21 protein-coding genes are annotated in these 22,592 nt (G+C 65.8%); 14 read left to right on the top strand and 7 right to left on the bottom strand.

Translation table 11 applies throughout. The annotated features are described in order from the left end of the window. Window positions 1-89 precede the first annotated feature (89 nt). The 5 genes from PCK14_RS13115 (at window position 90) to PCK14_RS13095 (ending at window position 6,737) form a co-directional block, all read left to right on the top strand. Window positions 90-2,297: an alkaline phosphatase family protein gene (locus PCK14_RS13115; protein WP_269938951.1), complete on the top strand. Its 2,208-nt coding sequence runs from the start codon at window positions 90-92 to the stop codon at window positions 2,295-2,297. Between the two features lie 225 nt (window positions 2,298-2,522). Next, complete coding sequence (locus tag PCK14_RS13110; RefSeq protein ID WP_269938950.1) at window positions 2,523-3,194, top strand: response regulator transcription factor; 672 nt, start codon at window positions 2,523-2,525, stop codon at window positions 3,192-3,194. Between the two features lie 5 nt (window positions 3,195-3,199). Further along, the gene (locus PCK14_RS13105) at window positions 3,200-4,468 is read left to right on the top strand and encodes a sensor histidine kinase (RefSeq protein WP_269938964.1); all 1,269 of its coding nucleotides are present in this window, start codon (window positions 3,200-3,202) and stop codon (window positions 4,466-4,468) included. After that, entirely contained in the window at window positions 4,449-5,456 is a 1,008-nt protein-coding gene (locus PCK14_RS13100; protein ID WP_269938949.1) for a hypothetical protein, read from the top strand. Before PCK14_RS13105 ends, PCK14_RS13100 begins: the two co-directional genes overlap by 20 nt. 126 nt (window positions 5,457-5,582) lie before the next feature. After that, on the top strand, window positions 5,583-6,737 hold the full coding sequence (locus PCK14_RS13095) for a class I SAM-dependent methyltransferase (RefSeq protein WP_269938948.1): 1,155 nt from the start codon (window positions 5,583-5,585) through the stop codon (window positions 6,735-6,737). A 100-nt stretch (window positions 6,738-6,837) separates the two neighbouring features. Here the strand turns inward: PCK14_RS13095 and PCK14_RS13090 are convergent, their stop codons facing one another. From PCK14_RS13090 to PCK14_RS13075, 4 genes are all read right to left on the bottom strand, one after another. After that, the gene (locus tag PCK14_RS13090; protein ID WP_269938947.1) at window positions 6,838-7,455 is read right to left on the bottom strand and encodes a hypothetical protein; all 618 of its coding nucleotides are present in this window, start codon (window positions 7,453-7,455) and stop codon (window positions 6,838-6,840) included. Window positions 7,456-7,832: 377 nt separating this feature from the next. Next, the gene (locus PCK14_RS13085; protein ID WP_269938946.1) at window positions 7,833-8,909 is read right to left on the bottom strand and encodes a hypothetical protein; all 1,077 of its coding nucleotides are present in this window, start codon (window positions 8,907-8,909) and stop codon (window positions 7,833-7,835) included. Window positions 8,910-9,045: 136 nt separating this feature from the next. Continuing rightward, entirely contained in the window at window positions 9,046-9,534 is a 489-nt protein-coding gene (locus tag PCK14_RS13080) for a DUF3515 family protein (protein ID WP_269938945.1), read from the bottom strand. Between the two features lie 20 nt (window positions 9,535-9,554). Further along, complete coding sequence (locus PCK14_RS13075) at window positions 9,555-10,745, bottom strand: CaiB/BaiF CoA transferase family protein (protein WP_269938944.1); 1,191 nt, start codon at window positions 10,743-10,745, stop codon at window positions 9,555-9,557. A gap of 144 nt (window positions 10,746-10,889) precedes the next feature. Between PCK14_RS13075 and PCK14_RS13070 the strand changes: the two genes are divergently transcribed. Both PCK14_RS13070 and PCK14_RS13065 read left to right on the top strand, forming a co-directional pair. After that, on the top strand, window positions 10,890-11,729 hold the full coding sequence (locus PCK14_RS13070) for an IclR family transcriptional regulator (RefSeq protein ID WP_269938943.1): 840 nt from the start codon (window positions 10,890-10,892) through the stop codon (window positions 11,727-11,729). 123 nt (window positions 11,730-11,852) lie between these two features. After that, complete coding sequence (locus tag PCK14_RS13065) at window positions 11,853-12,419, top strand: GNAT family N-acetyltransferase (RefSeq protein WP_269938942.1); 567 nt, start codon at window positions 11,853-11,855, stop codon at window positions 12,417-12,419. Here PCK14_RS13065 and PCK14_RS13060 read toward each other — a convergent pair. After that, window positions 12,369-13,166: an alpha/beta fold hydrolase gene (locus PCK14_RS13060; protein ID WP_269938941.1), complete on the bottom strand. Its 798-nt coding sequence runs from the start codon at window positions 13,164-13,166 to the stop codon at window positions 12,369-12,371. The genes PCK14_RS13065 and PCK14_RS13060 overlap by 51 nt on opposite strands. Before the next feature lie 183 nt (window positions 13,167-13,349). On the opposite strand from PCK14_RS13060, the gene PCK14_RS13055 reads away from it, so the two are divergent. The 3 genes from PCK14_RS13055 to PCK14_RS13045 all read left to right on the top strand — a co-directional run bounded on the left by PCK14_RS13055 (window position 13,350) and on the right by PCK14_RS13045 (window position 17,083). Then, complete coding sequence (locus tag PCK14_RS13055; RefSeq protein ID WP_269938940.1) at window positions 13,350-14,738, top strand: FAD-binding oxidoreductase; 1,389 nt, start codon at window positions 13,350-13,352, stop codon at window positions 14,736-14,738. Window positions 14,739-14,822: 84 nt separating this feature from the next. Then, on the top strand, window positions 14,823-15,365 hold the full coding sequence (locus tag PCK14_RS13050) for a PadR family transcriptional regulator (RefSeq protein ID WP_269938939.1): 543 nt from the start codon (window positions 14,823-14,825) through the stop codon (window positions 15,363-15,365). A gap of 5 nt (window positions 15,366-15,370) precedes the next feature. After that, window positions 15,371-17,083, top strand: coding sequence for an ABC1 kinase family protein (locus PCK14_RS13045; RefSeq protein ID WP_269938938.1), 1,713 nt, complete (start codon window positions 15,371-15,373; stop codon window positions 17,081-17,083). A 24-nt stretch (window positions 17,084-17,107) separates the two neighbouring features. Here the strand turns inward: PCK14_RS13045 and PCK14_RS13040 are convergent, their stop codons facing one another. After that, window positions 17,108-17,977 carry an AlbA family DNA-binding domain-containing protein gene (locus PCK14_RS13040; RefSeq protein WP_269938937.1) on the bottom strand — a complete coding sequence of 290 codons (870 nt, stop codon included), beginning with the start codon at window positions 17,975-17,977 and terminating at the stop codon, window positions 17,108-17,110. A 335-nt stretch (window positions 17,978-18,312) separates the two neighbouring features. Here PCK14_RS13040 and PCK14_RS13035 point away from each other — a divergent pair, with 335 nt between their 5' ends. The 3 genes from PCK14_RS13035 to PCK14_RS13025 are packed head-to-tail and all read left to right on the top strand — an operon-like array spanning window position 18,313 to window position 21,300. Then, window positions 18,313-19,860, top strand: a complete 1,548-nt coding sequence (locus PCK14_RS13035) for a PTS transporter subunit EIIC (RefSeq protein WP_269938936.1) — start codon at window positions 18,313-18,315, stop codon at window positions 19,858-19,860. 39 nt (window positions 19,861-19,899) lie between these two features. Beyond that, window positions 19,900-20,373, top strand: coding sequence for a PTS sugar transporter subunit IIA (locus tag PCK14_RS13030; protein ID WP_269938935.1), 474 nt, complete (start codon window positions 19,900-19,902; stop codon window positions 20,371-20,373). 57 nt (window positions 20,374-20,430) lie between these two features. Next, on the top strand, window positions 20,431-21,300 hold the full coding sequence (locus PCK14_RS13025; RefSeq protein WP_269938934.1) for a PRD domain-containing protein: 870 nt from the start codon (window positions 20,431-20,433) through the stop codon (window positions 21,298-21,300). An 84-nt stretch (window positions 21,301-21,384) separates the two neighbouring features. On the opposite strand, the gene PCK14_RS13020 is transcribed toward PCK14_RS13025, so the two are convergent. Then, window positions 21,385-21,837 (bottom strand): Lrp/AsnC family transcriptional regulator, encoded by a 453-nt coding sequence (locus tag PCK14_RS13020; protein WP_269938933.1) that lies wholly within the window; start codon window positions 21,835-21,837, stop codon window positions 21,385-21,387. Window positions 21,838-21,966: 129 nt separating this feature from the next. Here PCK14_RS13020 and PCK14_RS13015 point away from each other — a divergent pair, with 129 nt between their 5' ends. Beyond that, window positions 21,967-22,584 carry a LysE family translocator gene (locus PCK14_RS13015; protein ID WP_269938932.1) on the top strand — a complete coding sequence of 206 codons (618 nt, stop codon included), beginning with the start codon at window positions 21,967-21,969 and terminating at the stop codon, window positions 22,582-22,584. The last annotated feature ends 8 nt before the right edge of the window (window positions 22,585-22,592 follow it).

The raw sequence follows: 22,592 nt of genomic DNA, 5'->3' as shown, positions 1-22,592 counted from the left end.
CTCAATACCGTTTCAAGGGTGCCAACCAGGGCACCAGAGACGGAGAAGAGACCATGCGTTCATCACATCGCGCAGTCCGCCCACTTGTAGTGACTGCCGCAGTGGCAGTGGCGGCCATGACGTTCACGCCCGCAGCCACCGCCGCAGACGCTGGCGCCCCCTACGAAGGCCTGCCGGCCGGCACTAAGATCCAGAAGTCACTCGTGATCGGCCTGGACGGGGCATCGGTGAGCGTCATGGACAAGACGTCCCTGCCAGCCATCGAGTCGGTCCGCGCGGCGGGCATGACGGCAGCCAGCAACCTGTACGCCAGCCCCATGGCCCCCACGGTGTCAGGCCCCGGATGGAGCACCATCGCCACGGGCGCCTGGCCCGACAAGCACCGCGTCGTTGACAACGGCTTTGGCGGCAACAATCTGGAAACGTTCACCAACTTCCAGGACCGCCTGGAACAGAACGACCCCGCCACCTCCACCCTGGTGGCCGGCACCTGGGGCCCCATTCCGGAAATCATATTCTCCGTCGGCACGGACCTGGCGCTTGCACCGGGCTCGGATGACAACACCACAGCCAAGGCCGTGGACTACCTCAAGAACGGCAACCCGGACAGCACGTTCGTCCACCTCGACGACGTCGACGGCGCCGGTCACAGCTCCGGCAGCAGCAGCGCCAACTACCAGGCCCAGCTGAAGGTCACCGACGCCAAAGTCGGTGAGATTCTTGCAGCCGTCAAGGCCCGCCCCAGCTACGCCGCGGAGGACTGGCTCATTGTCATCACCGCCGACCACGGCCACACGCCCACGGGCGGACACGGCGGCAGCACCCAGCTGGAACGCCAGTCCTTCGTGATCGCCCAGGGCGCCGGCATCCCCGCCAACTCCACGCGCCATGACATCAAGGTCACCGACATCGCCCCCACCGTCCTCAAGCACCAGGGCGTCGCAATTGACCCCGCCTGGAACCTGGACGGCAAGCCGATCGACGAGGTGGTCCCCGACACCTTTGACAGCGTCCGCGGGAAGCTCACGACCCGTGCCGACGAGACAGCAGTCGCCGCCGATGTCCTGGGCTGGACCCGGGAAACCCCTGACGGCTGGAGCATCGACAACTCGGCCATGCCCACAGGAGGGGTCACGGAGTGGAATGGCTGGTCCTTCGCAACGGACGAATTCTGGTCCAACGTTGACCGCAACCAGGGCCGCGAGACCAGCGTGCGCAACCGCAACGTCTTCGCGGTGGCCGATTCCGATGAGTGGGATGACAAGGCGCACGCCCCCGGCAAATTCGATTCGACCCTGGTCAGCCCCGCCTTCCCGCTCAACGGCCGGCCCACCGCTTCGGTGAACTTCGCCTCCAACTACCAGATCGACGGCCCGCAGTCCGGCGAGGTCTTCATCAGCTTCGACGGCGGGGAACCCCAGCTGGTCAAGGCGTACAAGCTGAACACCAACAAGTTCGAGACCCTGCCCGTGGACGTTCCCGCCGGCGCCAAGGAAGCGCAGCTGCGCTTCAAGTACACCGGCACCAACAGCGCCTTCTGGACCGTTGACCAGGTCAACCTCACGCAGGCCGCGTGGGCCGTCCCCGTCACCACGGCCCAGATCGCGGCTCCGGCCGCCAGCGGCTGGCACACCTCCGCCCCCACCCTGACCCTCACGGTCCAGGAAGGTGCCGCAGCCCTGGCGGCGGAGTCAGGTGCCCGCACCGAGTACCAGCTGAACGACGGCGGATGGGTCACCTATTCAGGTCCCGTCACCCTTGCCGACGGGGAGACGAAGGTGGACTACCGCTCCGTGAACGGCGGAGGCACTGCCGAGGAAACCAAGACGCTGGGCACCATCAAGGTGGACACGGCCGCACCCGAACTGGGCGCCATGGCAGAGGGCCGCACTGCGAAGGCAACGGCCACGGACGCCGGTTCAGGCATCGCGGCACTGGAGTTCAGCAGCGATGCCGGGGCCACCTGGCAGGCTTACACGGCACCGGTTGCCGTTGGCAGCAACGCCGCAACTATCCTGTTCCGCGCGTCGGATGTGGCTGGAAACGTCACTGCCCAGCAGGAGCTTGCATTTGCCGCCGTCGACGGACCGGGCACCCAGCCCAGTGGAACGCCCTCAACCCAGCCGGGTGAAACGCCCACAGACGGAACCACCGCCCCGGCGGGATCAGCCGCCGGCGATTCCCAGGATGGCCTTGCCTCAACGGGCGCCAGCGGGATGCTGCTGATGTCATCGGCTGCCCTGCTGCTCCTGGTTGGCGGCATCGCCCTGCGCATCCGCCGCCGCGCCCACGCATAGCGGGCCGGCTCCGGCCGATCTTGACAGGCTCAACCACCGGCCACGGCAGCGGTTGAGCCTGTCGAGGCAAGCTGCCCAGTTTCCACGGGACAAAAACAAAGAAGGCCAGGATCAGTTAAAACATCGAATGGCGTAATCATTCCGCGGGGACCGGCGCAGACAGCGGGAATGTGACCTTCCGCACCTAGGCTGTCCACTACTGGTTTCGCTGCGGAAGGGGGCCCGATGCCTGGCAACGTCATTCGTGTTGGCATTGTTGATGACAACGAAGTGGTGCGCATTGGCTTCTCGGCAGGCGCTGCCCTCGAGGCGAAGATTTCCACCAAGCCCGTCAAAGTCATTGGGGAGGCCTCGACCGTCAGGGCCCTGCTGCAGGGCCCGCCCAACATGTTCGACGTCGTGGTGCTGGACCTCTCGCTGTCGGACGGTTCGCGGCCGGGGGAGAACGTCAGGGCCGTGCTGGCCGCCGGCTACCCCGTGCTGGTTTTCAGCATTGGGGACAACTCGGATGACATTCGCGAGGCCCTCGCAGCCGGGGCATCGGGCATCTCCCGCAAGTCGGAGGAAATCCGCACCACCCTGGAACTGGTCAGGCTTGTGGCCGCCGGGCAGACAATTGACAACCAGGAGCTGGCCGCCGCAATTTCCGCCGATCCGGCCTTCCTCGCCGCCGAACTCAGTGACCGGGAACGGGAAACGCTGCGGTACTACGCCACCGGATTCACCCGGGGGCAGATTGCCACCCGCATGAACATTTCGGCCAACACCGTGGGGACCAACATCAAGCGGATCCGCGAAAAGTACGCCGCGGCGGGCCGCTTCGCCCCCACCAAGCTGGAGCTCTACCACCGCGCCCTGGAAGACGGCGTCGTCACCGCCGAGGTGCCACGGCCTTGACCGCCGTGCAGGAGCGGTCGCGCAAGGCCCGCCGTGCCGGGACCTCCCCGGCCGCCATCACCCCCAACACCGAGGACCAGACCGAACTGGTGCTGGCGCGCTCCATCGGGGCCTTTGCGCTGCTGCTGATTGCCCTTGCCCTGCCGGACCTGCTCCAGGGCGGCGGCAACCGGATGGGCGTTGACTATGTTGTGTTCGTAGTCCTGATCCCGGTGCTGACAGTGGCCACCATGGTCCCGAAAAAACGCGGGAACCTGCGCCGCCTGTTCGCCGGGGCCGTGGCGTGGATGATCCTGCTGGGCTTCCTGCTCTGGCACCTGGGTGTCATCGGCAACGGCCTGAGCCCGGACGCCCGCCCGTGGTCGTGGGGGATTGCCGGCGCCGGCGTGGGGCTTGCGGCCGTGGCGCGCAACAACAAGATGGCCGTGGGCTACGGTCTGCTCTTCTCCGTGCTGGTGTTCATCATTCCGGTTTTGCCGGCCGGAACCTCGCGCCAGTGGGCGGATTCGTGGCAGGATTCCCTGCTCACCATCGCCATGACTCTTGTCATCGTGGCCCCCATCTGGGCCCTGCGCGTGGCCGTGCGCGCGCAGGACCGCGCCGCCGTGGATGCCGTGGAGAAGTTTGCCGGCGCCGCCCGCCTCGAGGCGATGTCCCTTGAACGTGCACGGCTGGACGCCCTGACCCACGACATCGTCCTGAGCACCCTCATCGTGGCTTCCCAGGCCAGCAGCCAGGAGGTGGCAGACGCGGCGCGTGTTGCCGCCGTGGCCGCGCTGGCCCAGCTGGAGGCCGTGGCGCACGACGACGGCACGTCCGACGGCGGTTCCGTCACCTTGGACGAGTGGCTGGGACGGCTCGCTGGCGCGGTGGCCGGGTCCGCCGTCGTGGTGGAAGCCCCGGGTGAGGGCAAGCCCGTGCCGGCGTCGATTCCGGTTACCGTGGCACGCGCCCTGAACCAGTCGGCGGCGGAGGCTGTGCGCAACGCCGCCAAGCACGCCCCCGGGGCCGGCATCCGCCTGAGCGTGCACTTTCCAGGCCACCAGCCGGCCGGCGGGGAACTGGCCCATGTGGTCGTGGAGGTCGAAGACAGCGGCCCGGGCTTTGACGTCGACGCCATTCCCCTGGAGCGGATGGGCGTGAAGGTGTCCATCATTGAGCGCATGCACGGTGCTGGCGGCTCGGCCCAGATCATTTCAACCCCGGAGACTGGCACCCTGGTGAGGCTGCAGTGGCGGCAGGGGAGGGGCGGCCATGGACCAGAAGATCAATAGCTGGCTGGTGCTGGCATTCGCCATCCCCATGCCTGCCGTGCACGTGGTGCTGGGCCTTGCCAACCTGCACAAGGCAACCTCCGCATGGCCCATGCTCACGGCCATGGCCATCTGCCTTGCCCTGATGGCCACCATCTGCTGGCGCACCGCACAGCGGACACTCCCGTTCCCGGCCGCCTTGGCCGTGCTGGCCGGCGTGGCTGCCATGGATCTGCTGGTGACGGGGGTGCTGCCCGTCGGCATCCACCCGGGCTACACGGCATGGCACAACGGAGCCATCCAGATGCTGCTGGTGGCGCTGGCCTTCCGGAACCGGCTGGCGGTTGCATGGTTCGGCATGGGCCTGTTTGCCGTCCTGGACTTCAGGGCCTCACTGGCACATGGGCTGCCTTTGGTGGATGCGCTGGCGCTGGTCCTGACACCTGTGATGTGGATGGTCATCGCCACGGCGGTGCTCTCCATGCTGGGGCGCAGCCGCAGCAACATCGCGGCCTACACGCAGCAAAGCAGGGAGTCGGCCACCCGCCTGGCCCGGGAACACGCCCGCAGCCTCTACCGCGAGCAGGGCATGCGGGAACTGGACCAACTGGCCCGGCCGGCCCTGGAAACCATTGCCGCCGGCAATGTGACCGAGGCGCAGCGCCGGGAACTGGCCTTGCTGGAGGCCGGGCTGCGGGACCAGATCCGCGGCCGGGTCCTGGCCACACCGGAGGTGCTGGCGGCGAGCCGGGCCGCCCGCGTGCGTGGTGTCAAGGTGGACCTCCTGGATGACCGCAAGGCGCACCTGACCCCTGCCGTCCTGGCGGATGCAGCGCGGCAGCTTGTGGCCGTGTTGGAGCGGGCCCAGTCCGGCGTGGTCCGCGCCCGGGCCCTTCCTGTGGGCGAGCGGCCGCAGGTCACCATCCTTGCCTTTGACGGAACCGAGGAACAAAACGAAACGTATGCCGAGATCCACGGGCCCCTTCACGCCCGGACGGGCAGTTCCTGAGGCTGGCCCGGGGCGCAGTGCTTCAGGCCGTGCCGCCCACGCTCCCGGGATAAACTGGGGACTCACCAACCCGCGGGCACCAGCGCAACGCCAGGCTGCCGGCACTCTTTGAGGAGCCCCTTCACCATGAGCACGCAGCCATCGCAGCCAGCCACCACCGTGGCCTGGACCCAGGGCGATGCCGAACGGACCGCGCTGTGGTTCTCCGCCAGCGGTGCCTCCGCGCCCAAGAAGGTGCAGGCCGTGGATGACTCGCTGACGGCCGACGACGCCCACCGCCTCGCCGCGCACGGCACCGCCATGCTGTGGCAGGGCGACTACCACAATGCCCGCCAGTTGCTCTCGGCCATGGCCCGGCGCCTGCCCGCCTTTTCCAGGAACGACGGCGAGGACGTCGCCAAAGCTTTCTACCGCTTCCGCCAGGGGCGTGCCCACCGCTCCCGCATGCTGGGGCTCCTGCTGGTGCCGCTCGAACCCGGGCCGGCCGTGGCGCTGCGCCGGGCACCCGATGTTTCTGAGGCCTGGCTGGCTGCCGCGGGGCCGGTGGAGGAGCCCACGGTGGTGCCGCTGCAGGACGTGCTCGGCGCCGTGGGCGCCTACGAATGGCGCCGCAATGGCTTGTTTGTGCAGGAACTCGACGCCGTGATCCACCCGCAGTACGGCACGTTTGCCCCCATCCGCAGTGAATATCTGGGCCTCGTGGCACAGGCGGCGCTGCCCGCGGCAGGTGGCGCACCCGCGTCCCTGGCGTTCGACATCGGCACGGGAACTGGCGTGCTCGCGGCCATCCTGGCCAAGCACGGCGTCAAGCGCGTGGTCGCCACGGACAGTGAGCCGCGCGCCGTGGCCTGCGCCGCGGAAAACCTGGAAAGCCTGGGCCTGTCAGACATCGTTGAGGTTGTTCAGGGGGACATGTTCCCCGAAGGTCGCGCGCCACTGGTGGTGTGCAACCCGCCGTGGCTGCCGGGAACGGCCAACACCTTGCTGGACAACGCCGTCTACGATCCCAAGAGCCGCATGCTCAAGGCGTTCCTGGCCGGGCTGCCGCAGCACCTGGAGCCCGGGGGAGAGGGCTGGCTCATCATCTCGGACCTGGCCGAGCACCTCGGCCTGCGCTCGCGCGAGGAACTGCTGGGCTGGATTGCCCAGGCCGGCCTGGAAGTTCTTGACCGGTTGGACACCCAGTCGAGCCACCCGCGCTCCATGGACCGCAGCGACCCGTTCCACGACGCCCGCGCCCGCGAAGTCACGTCCTTGTGGAAGCTGGGCGTCAAGGCCTGAGCGCGTCCGCACCGCCGCGGCGACTTCGTCGACATGGACGGACAGGTGAGGAATCTGGCCAATCGATTGTGGCCATGGACGACGCCTGAAGCCAGTCCAGCTACGGAGGAGTGCCCACGGTGAGCCGGGAAATGTCGCAAACAAATGATTCCTTGGTGGAAATCACGTCGCATTCGAGTCGACCCGCTGCAACGCGAAGCATGACTTGGTGGCTCGTGGAGGCCCCAAGGAAATTGATGTTCTGTTCCCCACCTTCCAGGGCAATGGGAAAGTCGCGGGATTCTTTCCCAACGGCACCGGAGACCATCAAGTTCCCACTGAAATCTGCAATGGAGGACAGTGACATGACAATTTGGCCCGTCTCACCCGGAGCCAAGTTGTAGCCCAGCGGCATGTTGGGCTGGCCGGTTCCTGCATTGCCCAACTTTGACTTGTCGAAGTAGGCGGCCACATCTGTGTCCAGACGGAGCTGTGCTGGCTCTGTCACCACACCACTGCCTTCAAGACGATCGCATTCAAGGATCATTCCCTCAGTCTGCTGTGCCAGTTCACCTTCTGCGTGAAAGTTTTGCAGCGCAATGATCGAGCCGCTCCGGGCAGTGTTGCGTACTTGGACGACATAGTCGCGCTGGAAACGCCGGCCCTTGGAATCCAGCCAATTCAGTTGTTCGTCGCCGCACTGGGCAGCCGCGAAAGGAAAGTCCGTGAAGTCGGTCATGAGGGGCAGAACGTAGTGGGCCACTTCGTCTGGGCGGTAGGGTTTGGCGCCTGTTTCCAACGTAGCCAAACTCGATGAGTCGCTGAAGATTAGGGGCCACACCTGGATGACGCCGATGACCGCACCCAGGACCGCGGCACCTGCCGTGAGCACTGGCCCAAGTCGCCGCCACCAGGGCTTGCCGGGCTCTGCCGGTGGCAGGGCCAGCATTTCCGGGACTGGGGCAAAGGCCACGTCAACGGCTTGGGAGGTGGGGCTCGCGTCGTGAAGCGCTGGCGGTTGTGAGGGGGTGGCGGATGCCGCCCCTTGAGGCTGTTCCGGTGGCTCCACTGAATTCATGCCCCTTTCAGGTCCAACGAGCATATTTGGTGGCCAAACTAGTTCAAGCCGTGGTTGGTCAGCATGGCCTCGAGGGTGCAGTCCTTAGAGTCCCCGTAGCGAATACTCCCGTTGACGTTGACGGGAGTGGGGCACGGTGCGCCTGAAACTATCGTCCAAATCACGTCTCGACGCCCAGGGATGGCGGCGGAGATTCCAGCACCGTACTTCTCATCACTGATTTTTACCGGCACGGACTCTCCGCCGGAGGATGCCATGGCGGTAATTGATCCCTCAATTGCCATGGCGTGGGGGATCGACGCACTAAAATCCAAGAGCACATCCTGGCCTGGTTCAAGATTTACCGTGGCCGGCTGGCCTTCCGGCACCTGGCGCGTTGCGTCCACGCCGAACTGTGAAAACCCGCCAAACAGGGCAGTTGACGAACTGCCCAAAGTGAACAGCGCCGGCCGTGACACCCTGGAACCGGTTGCAGCTCCAAATGCGGCGTTTGTGTAGGCCTGGCATGAAATGTAGATGGAATCGTCGGAGATTGTTTCCACAATCAGATCCAATTTGAAGTCGCTCACCGTCAGGACCGATCCACTAGTTGCGGTGTTCCGGATCCTCGAGGCGGCGAGGTACAACGTATCGTTGAAAGCCCAAATCCCTGCCTTTCTGGCATTCTTTGTCAACCATTCAAGTTGGGCATCGGTACACGCCGGGCGATTGAGACAATCTGGCCCTTTCCCAATGCAGGACAGTTGCTCGACGGCGTCGAGCTCGAGCGGAAAATCGGCCAATGGCTTTGACAGTTCGACGACCCACATTCCCTCCCCTGGCCGGTCTTCGCTGACCGGTGAGTGCTGCCCTAAATCATCCAGGCCCTGACTGTTGTCAAGTACGTGCTCCGCCAACTTTGCTGCTGCCCCGGCCAAGGCTGTGGGTGGAACCGGGAGTCCGGCTGCCGGCGGGTCATCTTGGACGCCTGAATTGACTTCAACCGATGATGAATTTGTTTTGTTGGTGTTCATCAAGGGAATGACAATGGAAATGCACAACGCGATTGTTGCGATTACCGAAGCGGCCGAAATCAGGAGAACCCAAGGCTTGAATCTAATTGCTCGATTGTGCATGGAGTTCTCTGTTCTGGAAGGCGCCGGGAACACTTTCCGCCATGCTACTTGGGAGGATAAATCCTTGAAAGATCGAAACCCACTACTTCAGTTTTTGTCCCCCTTTTGGGTTACAGAAATTTCGACTGCCCTGCTTTTAGCCCGCCGGTGCCGTCTTGGCGTCGTCCAGGCCCACGCAGCCACCCTTGGCGGGGATCTTGGACGCGGCGGCGGAAATCTGCGTCAGGACGGTGTCGGAGGGAACCTTGTTCTCCTCCATGATCAGTTCAGTGGCGGGGGTGCGGCCGTATGTGGTGAATGTCCAGGACCCGTCACCTTCCTTGATCACCCAGTCCACGCCATTGACTGTGACGCACTTGTCAGTGGTGGGGCCGGGCACAGTCACACCGCAGCGCAGCACCACCACTGATGGATCGCCCCAGGCGGCCGTGGCCTGTGCGGTGGTGGTGCGGCGCTTTGCATCGGCCAGCGAGTCCGGCAGGGCAACCATCATGGGTGCACAGGCTGGATTGTTCGCGTCCTTGGCCTCTGTCATGGTCACGGAAGGCGCGCACGCCGTCAGGGCAAGGAGTGCGGCGGCGGCGATGGAGGTGCAACGAACGGCGGGGGACGCAAGAAAACGCATGGTTCAAGCCTAGCGGCCCATCATGGGTGCCCTGTGCGCACCGGCCCCGCAATCCATTCGCCCAGCAGGCCATTGTGCTGCCCCAGCGTCGGAGCGGGGGAGGGCGCCACAGAGCCGGTCAGGCGCAGCGGGGAAGCCAGCGTCCTGAAACCGTCGGATTCAGTGGCCACCGTGCCGCGGTGCAGGGAGTGCTCGCTGTTCAGGGCCTCGTTGACCGTCTGAACCTTGGAGACCGGCACGTGGTGGGCGGTGAGCAGCTCGATTGCCTCGTCGTCGGTGAACGGCTGCAGCGCCTCCTCAAGTGCCGTCCGGAATTCCACGGGGAACTCGTTGCGCCGCGTCTGCTCCCGGAAGCGCTCATCCTGAAGCCATTGTGGCCGGTTGAGGGCCTCGGTGAGCCGGGGGAACAAGCGGTCCCCGGCAATGGCGATCGCGATGGAGCCGCGGCCGGTCAGGTAGGTGCTGAACGGGGTGGACATGGCGTGGTCATTGCCACAGGCCACGGGCTCCTCGCCGTGCAGGGCGCGCATGCCCACGGATTCCAGCACCGAGACCAGGCTGTCAAGCATGGCCACGTCAATGTGCTGCCCGCGGCCGGTGTTGTTGCGCTCATTGATGGCGGCGAGAGCCGCGATGGCGCCGTACAGCCCGGGAATCACATCCCCAATGCTGATCCCGATCCGGGTGGCCTCCCCGCCCGGCCAGCCCGTGACGGACATCAGCCCGCTCATGGCCTGGGCAATGAGATCGTACGCCGGGGCCTTCTGCAGCGGCCCGTCCTGCCCAAACCCGGAGATGCTCACCAGCACCAGCCGAGGGTTCTCCTGCAGCAGGCTGGCGGGGGAGAGGCCCAGCCTGTCCATGACACCGGGCCTGAAGTTTTCAATGACGACGTCGGAGCGCCTCACCAGTGCGAGCAGCCGCTCGCGTTCGGCCTGATCCTTCAGGTCCATGGTGACCCCGTACTTGCTGCGGTTGAACAGCCGGTAGTAGGCGGACTCACCGTTGTACCAGGGCCCAAAGTGGCGCGAATCGTCGCCGTCAGGGCTTTCCACCTTGATGACCTCTGCGCCCAGGTCCGCCAGGATCATGGCGCAGAACGGGCCTGCCAGCACCCGGGACAGGTCCAGGACCCGCAGGCCCTCAAGTGAGCCGGGCCGGTTCATGGCGGCGGGTGCCGTGGCGGTCTCCTGGACAGGTGCGGTGTTCATGGTGAAGGCAGTCCTTTTCAACGATGGCGACCCGGCAGCCCGGGGCGTGTAATTGCCATCACATCACCGAACGGCGGGGCCTGCCCTGTGGGCGCCGTTCTTTTCGTCTGGGATCACAGACGCGCCAGGGGCTACCATTGCCCCATGGGAACTCAGAACTTGCCGCAGGTCCCGGCAGCCAAAAACGTGCTGTCGGTGCTGCGCTACATTGCCGCACAAGCCGGGCCCGTGGGTGCCGCAGCCATATCCAGGGACGTGGAACTGCCGCGCTCCACCACCTACCACCTGCTCACGGCCCTCATCGAGGACGGCTTTGTGGTCCACCTGCCCGAGGAGCGCAAGTACGCACTGGGCGTCACGGCCCACGAACTCGGCACGGGCTACACGCGCCAGGTGCCGCTGCAGCGCTTGGCCCGCTTCCCCATTGCCCAGCTCGTGGAACGCACCAAGCGCACGGCCCACCTGGCGGTGATGCATGGCCGCGAGGTCATCTACGTCATTGAGGAGCGGGCCAAGCGGCAGAGCACGCTGGTGACCAACCCGGGCGTCCGGTTGCCGGCCCACCTCACCGCCAGTGGCCGGGCCATGCTCGCGGCCATGACGCCGGACCAGCTAACCGCCCTGTACCCGGGCCCGGAGGCGTTTCCCACCCGGTACGAGACAGGTGTGCACTCGGTGCCGGCACTGAACGAGCTGCTGGGGAGAATCCGGGAGCGCGGCTTCTCCTGGGAGCAGGACGAGGTCACCGACGGCTTCTCCAGCATTGCCGTTCCCGTGCTGGACCACAGCGGCATGGCAGTGGCCAGCGTGACCCTGACCGTTGCCAACCGCCCGGCGCTCAGCCCGGCGGCCGCAGCCCGGAACGCCGCCGAGGGAATCGTGCAGGAACGCACAGTCCACCTCGAGGACCTCGCCACGCAGTGGCTGCCTGAGGTGAAGCGCTGCGCCGCGGAAATCTCCCGCAGGCTGCGCCCCACCGGCTGACGGCGGCGGGTCGGCGGGTGCGGAGCCTTGCGGATGCGCCGCCGCCCGACCCGCTGGCCAACCCCTGGGTGCTGCCGGCCAGGGCCCTAGGATCGAAGCAGGCAAATGACTGAAAGGTGAACTTTGAGTACTTCAACGCCCTATCCGCGCGTGCCCCGGCTGAGCTTCCGTGAATTTACCCCGGCGGACATACCGGCCGTTCATGATTACGCCTCAGACGCTGAGGTCACCCGCTGGTCCACATGGGGCCCAAACACCCTGGACCAGACAGCTGCGTTCGTTGAAGGTGCCTCCCGGGCACAAGGGGAGCCGGACAGGTCGGCGTACTCGCTCGCTGCCGTCTTGGACGGGCGGCCGATTGGTTCGGTGGCTGTCTGGACCACGGATCCCCATGACCGCAACGGCGAGCTGGGGTACACCTTCCACCGTGCCCACTGGGGGCAGGGGTACGCCACCGAGGCCGTGGGCCGGCTCCTGAGCCTTGGCTTCGAAACGCTCCGGCTGGAACGCATCAGCGCCACCTGCCACCCCGGAAATGCGGGCTCAATCCGGGTCCTGGAAAAGAGCGGCTTCACCCTGGAAGGGCGGCTTCGATCCCACCGCCTGGTTCGGGGAGTGCGCCGGGACTCCCTCCTCTTTTCAATCTTGCGCAACGGGCACCCCGGCCCGGTCCAGCCAATCTCCGAGTAGTCCAGCCAGCAGCCTGGGCCTTTCATGCATGAGGGCATGACCGGCGCCGTCAACCACTGCCAACGTTGCGTGCGGGTACTGCCCGAGCAAGTCCATCGCGTCGAGGTACCCAACAGTCGAGTCACTCCGCCCGGCCACGATCAGCGTCGGGGCAGGGAAGGGGCCCGAACCGACGTCGACCGTCCAATCCGAAAAGATGCGGCCCAGTCCGTCTTCATCCAACAGGGCCGCGCCCGGCACCACATGGTCTCGATAGCGGCGGGCCGTGGCCCGGGTGCGCACCACGAAATACTCATCGAAGCCCTCCCTTTGCCCGGCTTCAAGTTCGCTGTACGCGCCAGCATCCTGCTGCACCACCTGGTGTTCGGGCAGCGGGTGGGCCTGCCCGGCCAGCGGGCACAACAACGCCAGGCCGAGAACCAGGTCCGGCCGCCGGGCCGCCACGCCGCGTGCCAGGTACGCCCCGTAGGAATGTCCAAGCAACAGCACAGGCCCAGCCTGCAGCTGCTCGATGAATGCCGCCATTTGCGCCACCACGTTGTTGTTGGAGCCCAGGCCCTCAACCGTGGAGTGTCCCATCCCCGGCAAGTCAGGATAAATTCGCCGGCAGCTCGCGATGGGCAGCAGGGCTTCGATGGCGGCCTCAATTTCGCGGTGGTCAACGCCGGCGCCGTGAAACGAAACCAGCGGCACACCGTCGCCGTGGTCAACGTAGTGAATCAAAGCGCCGTTGATACGTTGCTCCATGCCAACATCCTAAAGATGGAACGGGAAGGTTGTCACCGAGTGGAGGCTTCCGGCTGCGTCTCGGATCCGAGAGGCCGGAGGACCCCGCCACGCTCCGAAGCGGGGAAGGCGTGGGTAATGTGGCTCTAAATCGGCAGCCGTGCGCTGCGCCACACACCCGTGAGCTACGAAGGAACCACCGCGATGACAGCACTTCCCGCAGAGACCACCACCGCCGTCGTTCATGAACTGCGGGAAGCACTGGGGGAGAAGGTCTCAACCGACCACGGAATCCGCCAAGCCCGCGGGCACGACAGCTCGCACCTGCCGTGGGAGGCGCCCCAGGCCGTGGTGCACTGCGCCAGCACCGAAGACGTGTCCGCCGCTCTGGCCATCTGCCACCGGCACGGTGTTCCGGCCGTGCCCATCGCCGCCGGCACGGGGCTGGAGGGCGGCGCCAACAGCACCGCCGAGTCCATCGCCCTGGACCTGTCCGGCATGGACAAGATCCTGCGGGTCGGCGCCTCCGACCTCGATGCCACGGTCCAGGCCGGGGTCATGAAGAGCTCGCTCAACGCCGCGCTCGCAGTCCACGGGCTCACGTTCCCTGTGGGGCCGGGCGTGGATGCCAGCGTGGGCGGCATGGCTTCCACCGGGGCCAGCGGCACCACCGCCGTGCGCTACGGGACCATGAAGGAAAACGTCCTGGGCCTGACGGTGGTCATGGCCGACGGCACTGTCATCACCACCGGCGGACGCTCCCGGAAGTCGGCCGCCGGCTACGACCTCACGCACCTGTTTGTCGGGGCCGAGGGCACGCTGGGGGTCCTGACCGAGGTGACCCTGCGCGTCTACGGCATCCCCGAGGCCACCGGGGTGGCCATTTGCTCGTTCCCGGCGCTGGAGGACTGCACGGCCGTGGTGGCGTCCACTCTGGAATCCGGGGTGCCCATTTCCCGCGTTGAACTGCTCGACGACGTCACGGTGGACGCCGTCAACCGCTACAGCGGCCTGGGCCTGCCCGTGCAGCCAACCCTGATCTTTGAATTCGAGGGCCCCGCGGCGACCATTGCCGAGCAGGCAGAAACTGTCCGCAGGCTCGTCGCCGGCAACGGCGGCACCGGCTGGAACTACGCGTCCGACCCCCAGCAGATCGGGCGCATCTGGAAGGCACGGCACGACGCCCTGCCCTCCTATGTGGCCCTGGTGCCCGGCTCCAGCACCTGGTCCACAGATGTCTGCGTGCCCATCTCCCGGCTGGCCGAATGCATCACCCTGACCAAGGCCGACACCGACAGCGAAGGCGTTCTGGCGCCGATCGTGGGGCATGTGGGCGACGGCAACTTCCACCTCGCCTTTGTCCTCCCTCCCGGGGACGACGGCGTGCGGGCCAAGGCGGCTGCCATCAACGACCGACTCGTTGAGCGGGCGCTCTCCATGGGTGGCACCTCCACGGGTGAGCATGGCATTGGGCTGGGCAAGACCGGCTCCCTGGCCAAGGAGCATGCCTCGGCCATTCCGGTCATGGCCGCCATCAAGAAGGCACTGGACCCGCAGGGCATCCTGAACCCCGGAAAGGTGCTTGCCGGGTAGTAAAAACCATTGTCCCGGGCCTCCCTGCGGGTATATCGTTAGCTATCGTTTAGTATCGTTCGCGATCAACCGAGGTGAGCCAAAATGCATGATTCATTCCCTTCAGGCGGATTCATGGGAGCCAACCTTGACGGCGTGTGGCAGGCCGTTGAAGACTTCCGTTCGCGGTTTGAGAAGCGCTCCGGAACCCGGGCCGGCCGCGGCGGACTGCGCTCGGCCGTGCTGGCCCTCCTTGCCGAGCGCCCCATGCACGGGTACCAGATCATCCGTGAAATCGAGGAGCGCAGCGGAGGCAGCTGGAAGCCGAGTGCCGGCTCCGTCTACCCCACACTGCAGCTGCTGGCCGACGAAGGGCTGGTCAGCGCCGAGGAGTCCAACGGGCGCAAGATCTACTCGCTGACCGAGGCCGGGCGTGATGAGGCCGCCAGTGCTGAAACCCAGGCTCCCTGGGACTCGGCGGACACGGCACAGGGTTCCGGTTTCGGGGCGCTGCCCAAGGCCGGGATGGAACTGGCCCAGGCCGCCGCCCAGGTGGGGCGCACCGGCACCAGCAAGCAGGTGCAGGAGGCTGTGAAGGTGCTTGAAGAGGCACGCCGCCGGCTGTACTCCATCCTCGCCCAGGACTGACACACGTGGCAACGGTGCACCGGGACCGGGCAGATCCGGGTCCCGGCGCCGGTGAAACCCGTGCCCGGTACCGCCGCATCCTGCGCTTTGCCGCCCGCAACCTGGCAGTGACGTGGTGGTTTGAGCTGTTCCTGCCCCGCATCGGGCTGCGCAGGATCGCCGACCGCGGCAGGGCACGGCGCATGCGCACCTTCGCGCAGCGCTTCCATGTGCTCGCGGTGGACCTCGGCGGGCTCATGATCAAGGTGGGCCAGTACATGTCCTCGAGGCTGGACGTGCTGCCGCCGGAGATCACAAGAGAATTGGAGGGCCTCCAGGACGAGGTGCCTGCCGTCCCTTTCCCCGCCATCCGGGCGTTGGCTGAGGCGGAGCTGGGCGCGCCGCTGGATGCCGTGTACTCCCACTTCGAGGAGGTGCCGCTGGCCGCAGCCTCGCTGGGTCAGGCACACCGGGCCCGGCTCCTGCCCGGCATTGCCGCAGACACAGGGCTCGAAAACGTGGTGGTGAAGGTGCAACGGCCGGGCATCGGCGCGATTGTGGACGTGGACCTTGCGGCGCTGCGCAAGGTGGGCGGCTGGCTCAGCCGGATCCGGCTCGTCTCCAGGCGCGTGGACGCGCCGGCGCTGGTGGAGGAATTTGCCCGGACCAGCCTTCAGGAGATCGACTACCTGAACGAGGCAGCCAATGCCGAACGCTTCGCCGCCGACTTCGCAGGGGACCAGCGGGTCGCGGTGCCCGGCGTGGTCTGGGAGCGGACCACCCGGCGGGTGCTGACACTTGAGGACGTCACGGCCATCAAGGTGACCGACGCCCAGGGCCTGCTCGCGGCCGGGATTGACCCCGTGGACGTTGCCCCGGTGTTCGCTGCCGTCATGTTTGACCAGCTGTTCGGCAACGGCTTCTTTCATGCCGATCCGCATCCCGGCAACATCTTTGTCACCCCGGCCCCGGATGCCGGCGGGGAACGGCCCTGGAAGCTGACGTTCATTGACTTCGGCATGATGGGCGAGGCCGGCCCGGCGACGCGTGGCGGCCTCCGGAAGCTGCTGATCGCGGCGGCTGCGAGGGATGGCAAGGGGCTTGTGGAGGCAATGGGTGAGGTGGGCGTGCTGGTGCGCTCGGCCGAGACCGCCTCGCTGGAGCGGGCCATGGCGCAGCTTTTTGCGCGCTTTGGCGGCATGGGTTTTGCCGAGCTGCGCGACGTGGACCCGCGCGAGTTCCGCGACTTTGCCGCGGAGTTTGGGGACACTGTCCGGTCTCTGCCGTTCCAGCTGCCGGAGAACTTCCTGCTGATCATCCGTGCCATGTCGCTGACCTCGGGGGTGTGCTGTTCGCTCGACGCCAAGTTCAACCTGTGGGACTCCGTGGAGCCCTACGCCGCGAAGCTGCTGCGCGACGAGCGCGGCAACCTGGTGAAGGATGCGGCCGCCCAGGCGGTGGACATAGCCGCCGTGGCCCTGCGCCTGCCCAAGCGGCTGGATGGGCTGCTGGACCGCATCGAGGAGGGCTCGCTGCAGTTTTCCAACCCGCGACTGGAGCGGCAGCTTGCACGGCTGCAACGCACTGCCCGGTGGGCGGTGGCGGCGCTTTTGTTCGGCGCGCTGCTCATTGCAGGGGCCGTGGTGCGCGCCGGCGACGAAACGCTGGGAAATGTTCTGATGGTTGCCTCGGTGCTGCCGCTGCTGTTGGGCCTTGTGGCGGGACGCCGTCGTGGCTGAGCCTGTGGGACCGCCCATGCAGGATCAGCCCGCGCGGGACCCACGGAAGGATGAGCGCAGCTGTGCGGCCAGGGTGCGGCCAACGCCCAGGGGCCACTGGACGGTGATGTAGTCAATGGAATTTTCGAGCGTCAGCTGGCGGGTGGAGTTGCCGCTGCGTACCCAGAATTCGGTGCGTTCGTTGCGGGACGGTTCCAGGAACACGGGCCTGGGGGAGTTGGGGCAGGAGAGCCGGCACAGGAAGGTTGGCCTGCCGTCCACCTCAACTGGGGTGAAGTCGATGACCGGCAGTGCCGCCGCGTTTTGGCCCAGGGTTGTGGAGAGCAGGTCGCGCAGCCAGAGCTCGTAGCGGTCCGTGTCGGGGCGCTTGACCAGGCTGAAGTCGTTTTCCAGCCCAATGGACTGCCCGTCGTCGTCCACGCCCAACAGGAGGGTGCCGCCGTCGGCGTTGAGGAAGCCCGCCACGGTCTTGGCAACCACCAGCTCCATGCGCTCGTCGCGCTGCTGGGTATGCAGGTTCCAGCGGGCCGAGGACTTGAACTCCACGAGCTGCGACTCCCCGCTGCGGGCGACTTCCAGGATGGACATCCTGGGCCGGGGTGGCTGGAAGCGGCGGGCCACCAGCGCAAACAGGCCAAGCAGGGCGGCCGTGCAGGCTATGGAAAGCAGCAGCACCTCCAGGCTCCACGGTTCCGAGTCGCGGAAAATCAGGCTGCTGAGCACCAGGCCGAGGGACAGGCCAATCACGGCCAGGACAACAGTGGTGGAGGTGCGCACCGAGACCCGGCGGCGGACCAGCCAGCGGGTGACCTGGCCGATCAGATAGGCGGCGAACAACGCAATGGGCAATCCAATGCCCAGCAGGATCATGGATTCGGTGCCGGATCTAAGCATGAAGCCAATGTTACGGGCCGCCGCTGGCTGTTTCCTGCGGAGGTAGGACGTATTTGGCATTGAATCCTGCAGCAGGTGTATTCTTGTCCAGTTGCCACTATGGCGACTGTCATCGGGATTGTAACTTTCGGCAATAACCTGGGACGCCACGCTCCGCGCATCACCTTGCAGGGGCTATCCGTCTGTATTTGTCCGAGGGTCCATCCACGATTCGCGCACCACGCGTGGGCCGCCAACGCTGCCGCCCCGCCCCCAATGCGTTCCTCCTGCATGGTCCCCATCGGCTCAGATCTTGGCTTGACGATGTCGTCAGGCTGCGAGCGAAGGGAACACACGTGTTCAAGCAACTTTCAAAGATCGGCAAGGCTTTCATGCTGCCGGTCGCCATCCTGCCGGCAGCCGGCCTGCTGCTGGGCATTGGCGGGGCCCTGTCCAACCCCACCACCGTCAAGGCGTACCCGTTCCTGGACAACCACGTGCTGCAGGGCATCTTCGGCGTCATGTCCGCCGCCGGCGCCACGGTCTTCGAAAACCTGGCGATCCTGCTCGCCGTCGGCCTCTGCATTGGCCTGGCCAAGCGCGACAAGGGCACGGCTGCACTAGCTGGCGTGGTTGGCTACCTGGTCATGGTGGCCACCATCAAGGCGCTGCTGGGCATCTTCACCCCCGACGCCGCAGCGATTGACACCGGCGTTGTGGGCGCGCTCGTGGTGGGTGGTGTGGCCGTGATGCTGCACAACCGCTACAACAACATCCAACTGCCGGCCATCCTTGGCTTCTTCGGCGGCTCACGCTTTGTCCCGATCGTCACGGCTTTCGCCGCGATCGTGGTCGGCGCCGTGTTCTTCATCGTGTGGCCCCCGGTCCAGCAGGGCCTGGTCAGTGCCGGTGAGGGCATTGCCGGAATGGGCGCCTTTGGCACCTTCCTGTACGGCTCACTGCTGCGCCTGAGCGGTGCGGCCGGCCTGCACCACATGATCTACCCCATGTTCTGGTACACCCCGCTGGGCGGCACCGAGATGGTCAACGGCGTCCAGGTTGTTGGCGCGCAGAAGATCTTCTTCGCCCAGCTGGCCGACCCCAACCACGTGGGCCTGTTCACCGACGGCACCCGCTTCTTCGCCGGCCGCTTCGCGACCATGATGTTCGGCCTGCCCGGCGCCTGCCTGGCCATGTGGCACGTCATCCCCAAGGGCCGCCGCGCCAAGTACATGGGCCTGTTCGCCTCGGTTGCGCTGACCTCCTTCATCACAGGCATCACCGAGCCCATCGAGTTCATGTTCCTCTTTGTGGCCCCGATCCTCTACGTGATCCACGCAATCTTCGACGGCCTGTCCTTCCTGATTGCCGACCTGCTCAACATCAGCATTGGCAACACCTTCTCCGGCGGCCTGATCGACTTCCTGCTGTTCGGCGTGTTCCAGGGCAACGACCGCACCAACTGGCTGCTGGTGATCCCCGTGGGCATCGTGTGGTTCTTCCTGTACTACTTCACGTTCAAGTTCATGATCAAGAAGTTCAAGTTCGGCACCCCCGGACACCTGGAGGACACCCTGGGGAACGACGACGACGCCGCTTCCGCGGGCGACGCCGAGAAGGTTCCGGCCCTGGTTGGCGGCGCAGAAGAGGGCACGCCCATCCAGCGCGAGGCCGCACAGGTCCTGGCTGCGTTGGGCGGTGCGGAGAACCTGGAAGAGGTTGACGCTTGCATCACCCGCCTGCGCGTGTCCGTCAAGGACCCGGCCCAGGTGGACAAGGACAAGCTCCGCAAGCTCGGCGCCACGGGCGTCTTTGAGGTCAGCGGCGGCGTTCAGGCCGTCTTTGGCGGCAAGGCAGTCCTTTACAAAAGCGCCATTAATGAAAGCCTTGGCATTGACGACTAAGTCCTTGGCCACAGTTGTTCCAACACAGGAGTCACACGCATGCTGAAAATGTTCAAGAAGAAGGGCGAGCAGGTCTTCGCCCCCGCGGCAGGAACCGTCATGGCCTTGGCCGATGTGCCGGACCCCGTGTTCGCCAGCGGAGCGGTGGGCGAGGGATTCGCCGTCGAGCCTTCCGAGGGAAACTTTGTCAGCCCGGTTGACGGGGAACTGGTGCTGGTGGCCAAGACCCTGCACGCCTTCGCGGTGCGCACGGATGCCGGCGCCGAGATCTTGGTCCACATCGGCATGGACACCGTGAAGCTCAAGGGCGAGGGCTTCACGGCCCACCGCGCCAAGGGCGACCGCGTCAAGCAGGGCGATTTGGTCATCAGCTGCGAGCTGGCCGAGATGGCGCCCCTGGTGCCGTCAATGGTCACCCCGGTCCTGGTGACCAACGGCAAGGACTTCGCCATTGCCTCAACCGAGATCGGTGCCGCCAGCGGCCAGCCGGTTCTCACCGTCCGGAAGAAATAACATGGTGCCCGTCACGGGCGCTGCCTGCGCCCCAACTGCCGCCAGGACCGCGTCGCCATGGACGTGAGCCGCGGAGGCCCCGCAACCATCAAGCGGGTCTACAACAACAACGTCCTGCTGGCCGAGCTCGGCGACGGCAGCGAGATGGTGCTTGTTGGCAAGGGAATCGGGTTCAACCACAAGGCGGGCCAGCCCGTTGACCTGGCGATCGCCGACCAGCGGTTTGTGCCCGACGGCAGCTACGCCGCCAGCCATGTGGCCGGCGTGCTCAGCGATGCCCCGCTGGAGCAGATTGAGCTGGTGCAGGAGATCCTGGCGATGGCCCAGGCCGAGCTGAAGCTCGAGCCGCGGCAGTCGTTGATGGTCCCTGTGCTGGACCACCTGGTCTTCGCCGTGCAGCGCGCCCGTGACGGCATCAAGGTTGACTTCCCGCTCCGGTGGGAGGTGGCCCAGCTGTATCCCGCCGAGGGGAAGCTGGGACGCCGCGTGGTCGAGCTGATTGCGCAGAAGCTGGGCGTGCAGCTGCAGGATGAGGAATGGGTGGCGTTCGCGCTGCACTTCGTCAACCAGCAGTGGGGCAAGGCCGACTTCTCCAAGACGGTGTCCATGACGGAAACCATCGCCAAGGTGTTCACGCTGCTTTCGGTGCGGTGGGATACGAACATCGACGAGAACGGCCTCAGTGCCGCCCGCTTCGTCACGCACCTGCGGTACCTGTTTGCCCGGTCCGGCGAGGCGGCCGTTCCCACCACCATCAAGCTGGATGTGCTGGCGTCCGTGCGGCAGGCCTACCCCGATGCTGCGGAAGCCGCGCTCGAGGTGGCGAAGCTGATCGGTTTGGCCCTAAAGCGGGAACTGGGCGACGACGAGGTGTCCTACCTTGCGCTGCACACGAGCCGCCTTTACGTGGAGATGACCGGGGCGTAGTTTCTGTTTCGGTTCGCGAAAAGCCCGGCCACCGCACCTTTTTTGGTGTGGTGGCCGGGCTTTTTGTTTCATCAGGCACATTGGCTAGAGGGGCAGGGGATTGTTCTCCACGATGGTTTTCATGACGAGGGTGGAGCTGAGCTTTTGGACACCGGGGAGGGTGGAAAGCCTGTCGTCGTATAGCTGCTGGAATGCCTGACGGTCCTTGGCCATGACGTGCAACAGGTAGTCGGGTGTGCCAAAGAGCCGCTGTGCTTGGAGGACGTTGGGGATGGCGGAAACGGCCTCCTCAAAGGAGTCAAGCGTTTCGCGGACTGCGCTGTTCATGGTGACAAAGACGATGGCGTCAAAGGTCAGACCCAGGATGTCGGCGTCGAGCTGGGCGCGGTAGCCGCTGATGGCCCCTGACTGCTCCAGGGCACGCACCCGGCGGTGGCAGGGGGAGAGGCTCATGCCCACCCGTGTGGCCAGTTCGGTGAGGGAAAGCCGTCCGTCCTGTTGAAGCTCAGAAAGTATCTTCCGGTCAATGTTGTCCATGGGGAAGATTCTCCCTCATTGGTGCTTGAAAGCGGAAATAGTTGGAAGCACATTTTGCCGATTTTGCCCTAATCTTTCCCATGCAGGGTCCTTCGAAGCTCCGAGGATCCCGGAAATGAGGGAGAAACCATGGACATCGGGAACATCGCAGCGTTCTGGGTTGTCTCCCTGCTGTTCGTACTGACGCCGGGTGCGGACTGGGCCTACGCCATCACTGCCGGCCTCCAGCACAAAACCGTGGCGCCGGCCGTGGGCGGAATGCTGGCCGGTCACTTGGTGGCCACCGCCGTCGTCGCCGCTGGGGTGGGCGTACTGGTGAAGGGCCAGCCCGTGGCACTGGCGGCGCTGACCATTGCGGGTTCCGCCTACCTTGTGTGGCTTGGACTGGGCATGTTGAGGCGGCCGTCGATTCCCCAAGCCGGAGTGTCCCGGGCAAGCAGATCCTGGATCCGGCAGGGCCTCAAGGGCTTTGGGATCAGCGGACTGAACCCCAAGGTGTTCCTCCTCTTTTTGGCGCTCTTGCCCCAATTCACGTCCACTGGCGCGGGCTGGCCAATTCCCGCCCAAATGATGGCGCTTGGCCTGGTCCATGTGTCCAACTGCGCCATTGTCTACACCGGTGTGGGGGTAGGGGCCAGGGCGGTGCTCGCAACACGTCCAGCCGCGGCCCGCGCCGTCACCCGGTTCTCCGGCGCGGCCATGGTTGCCATCGGCGCATTCCTGCTGGCTGAGCAATTCATCCACTAGAACCACCG

This window comes from Arthrobacter sp. HY1533 (genome assembly GCF_027568515.1).
Taxonomy (GTDB): Bacteria; Actinomycetota; Actinomycetes; order Actinomycetales; family Micrococcaceae; genus Specibacter.
This window is presented reverse-complemented; position numbering and strand designations above follow the sequence as displayed.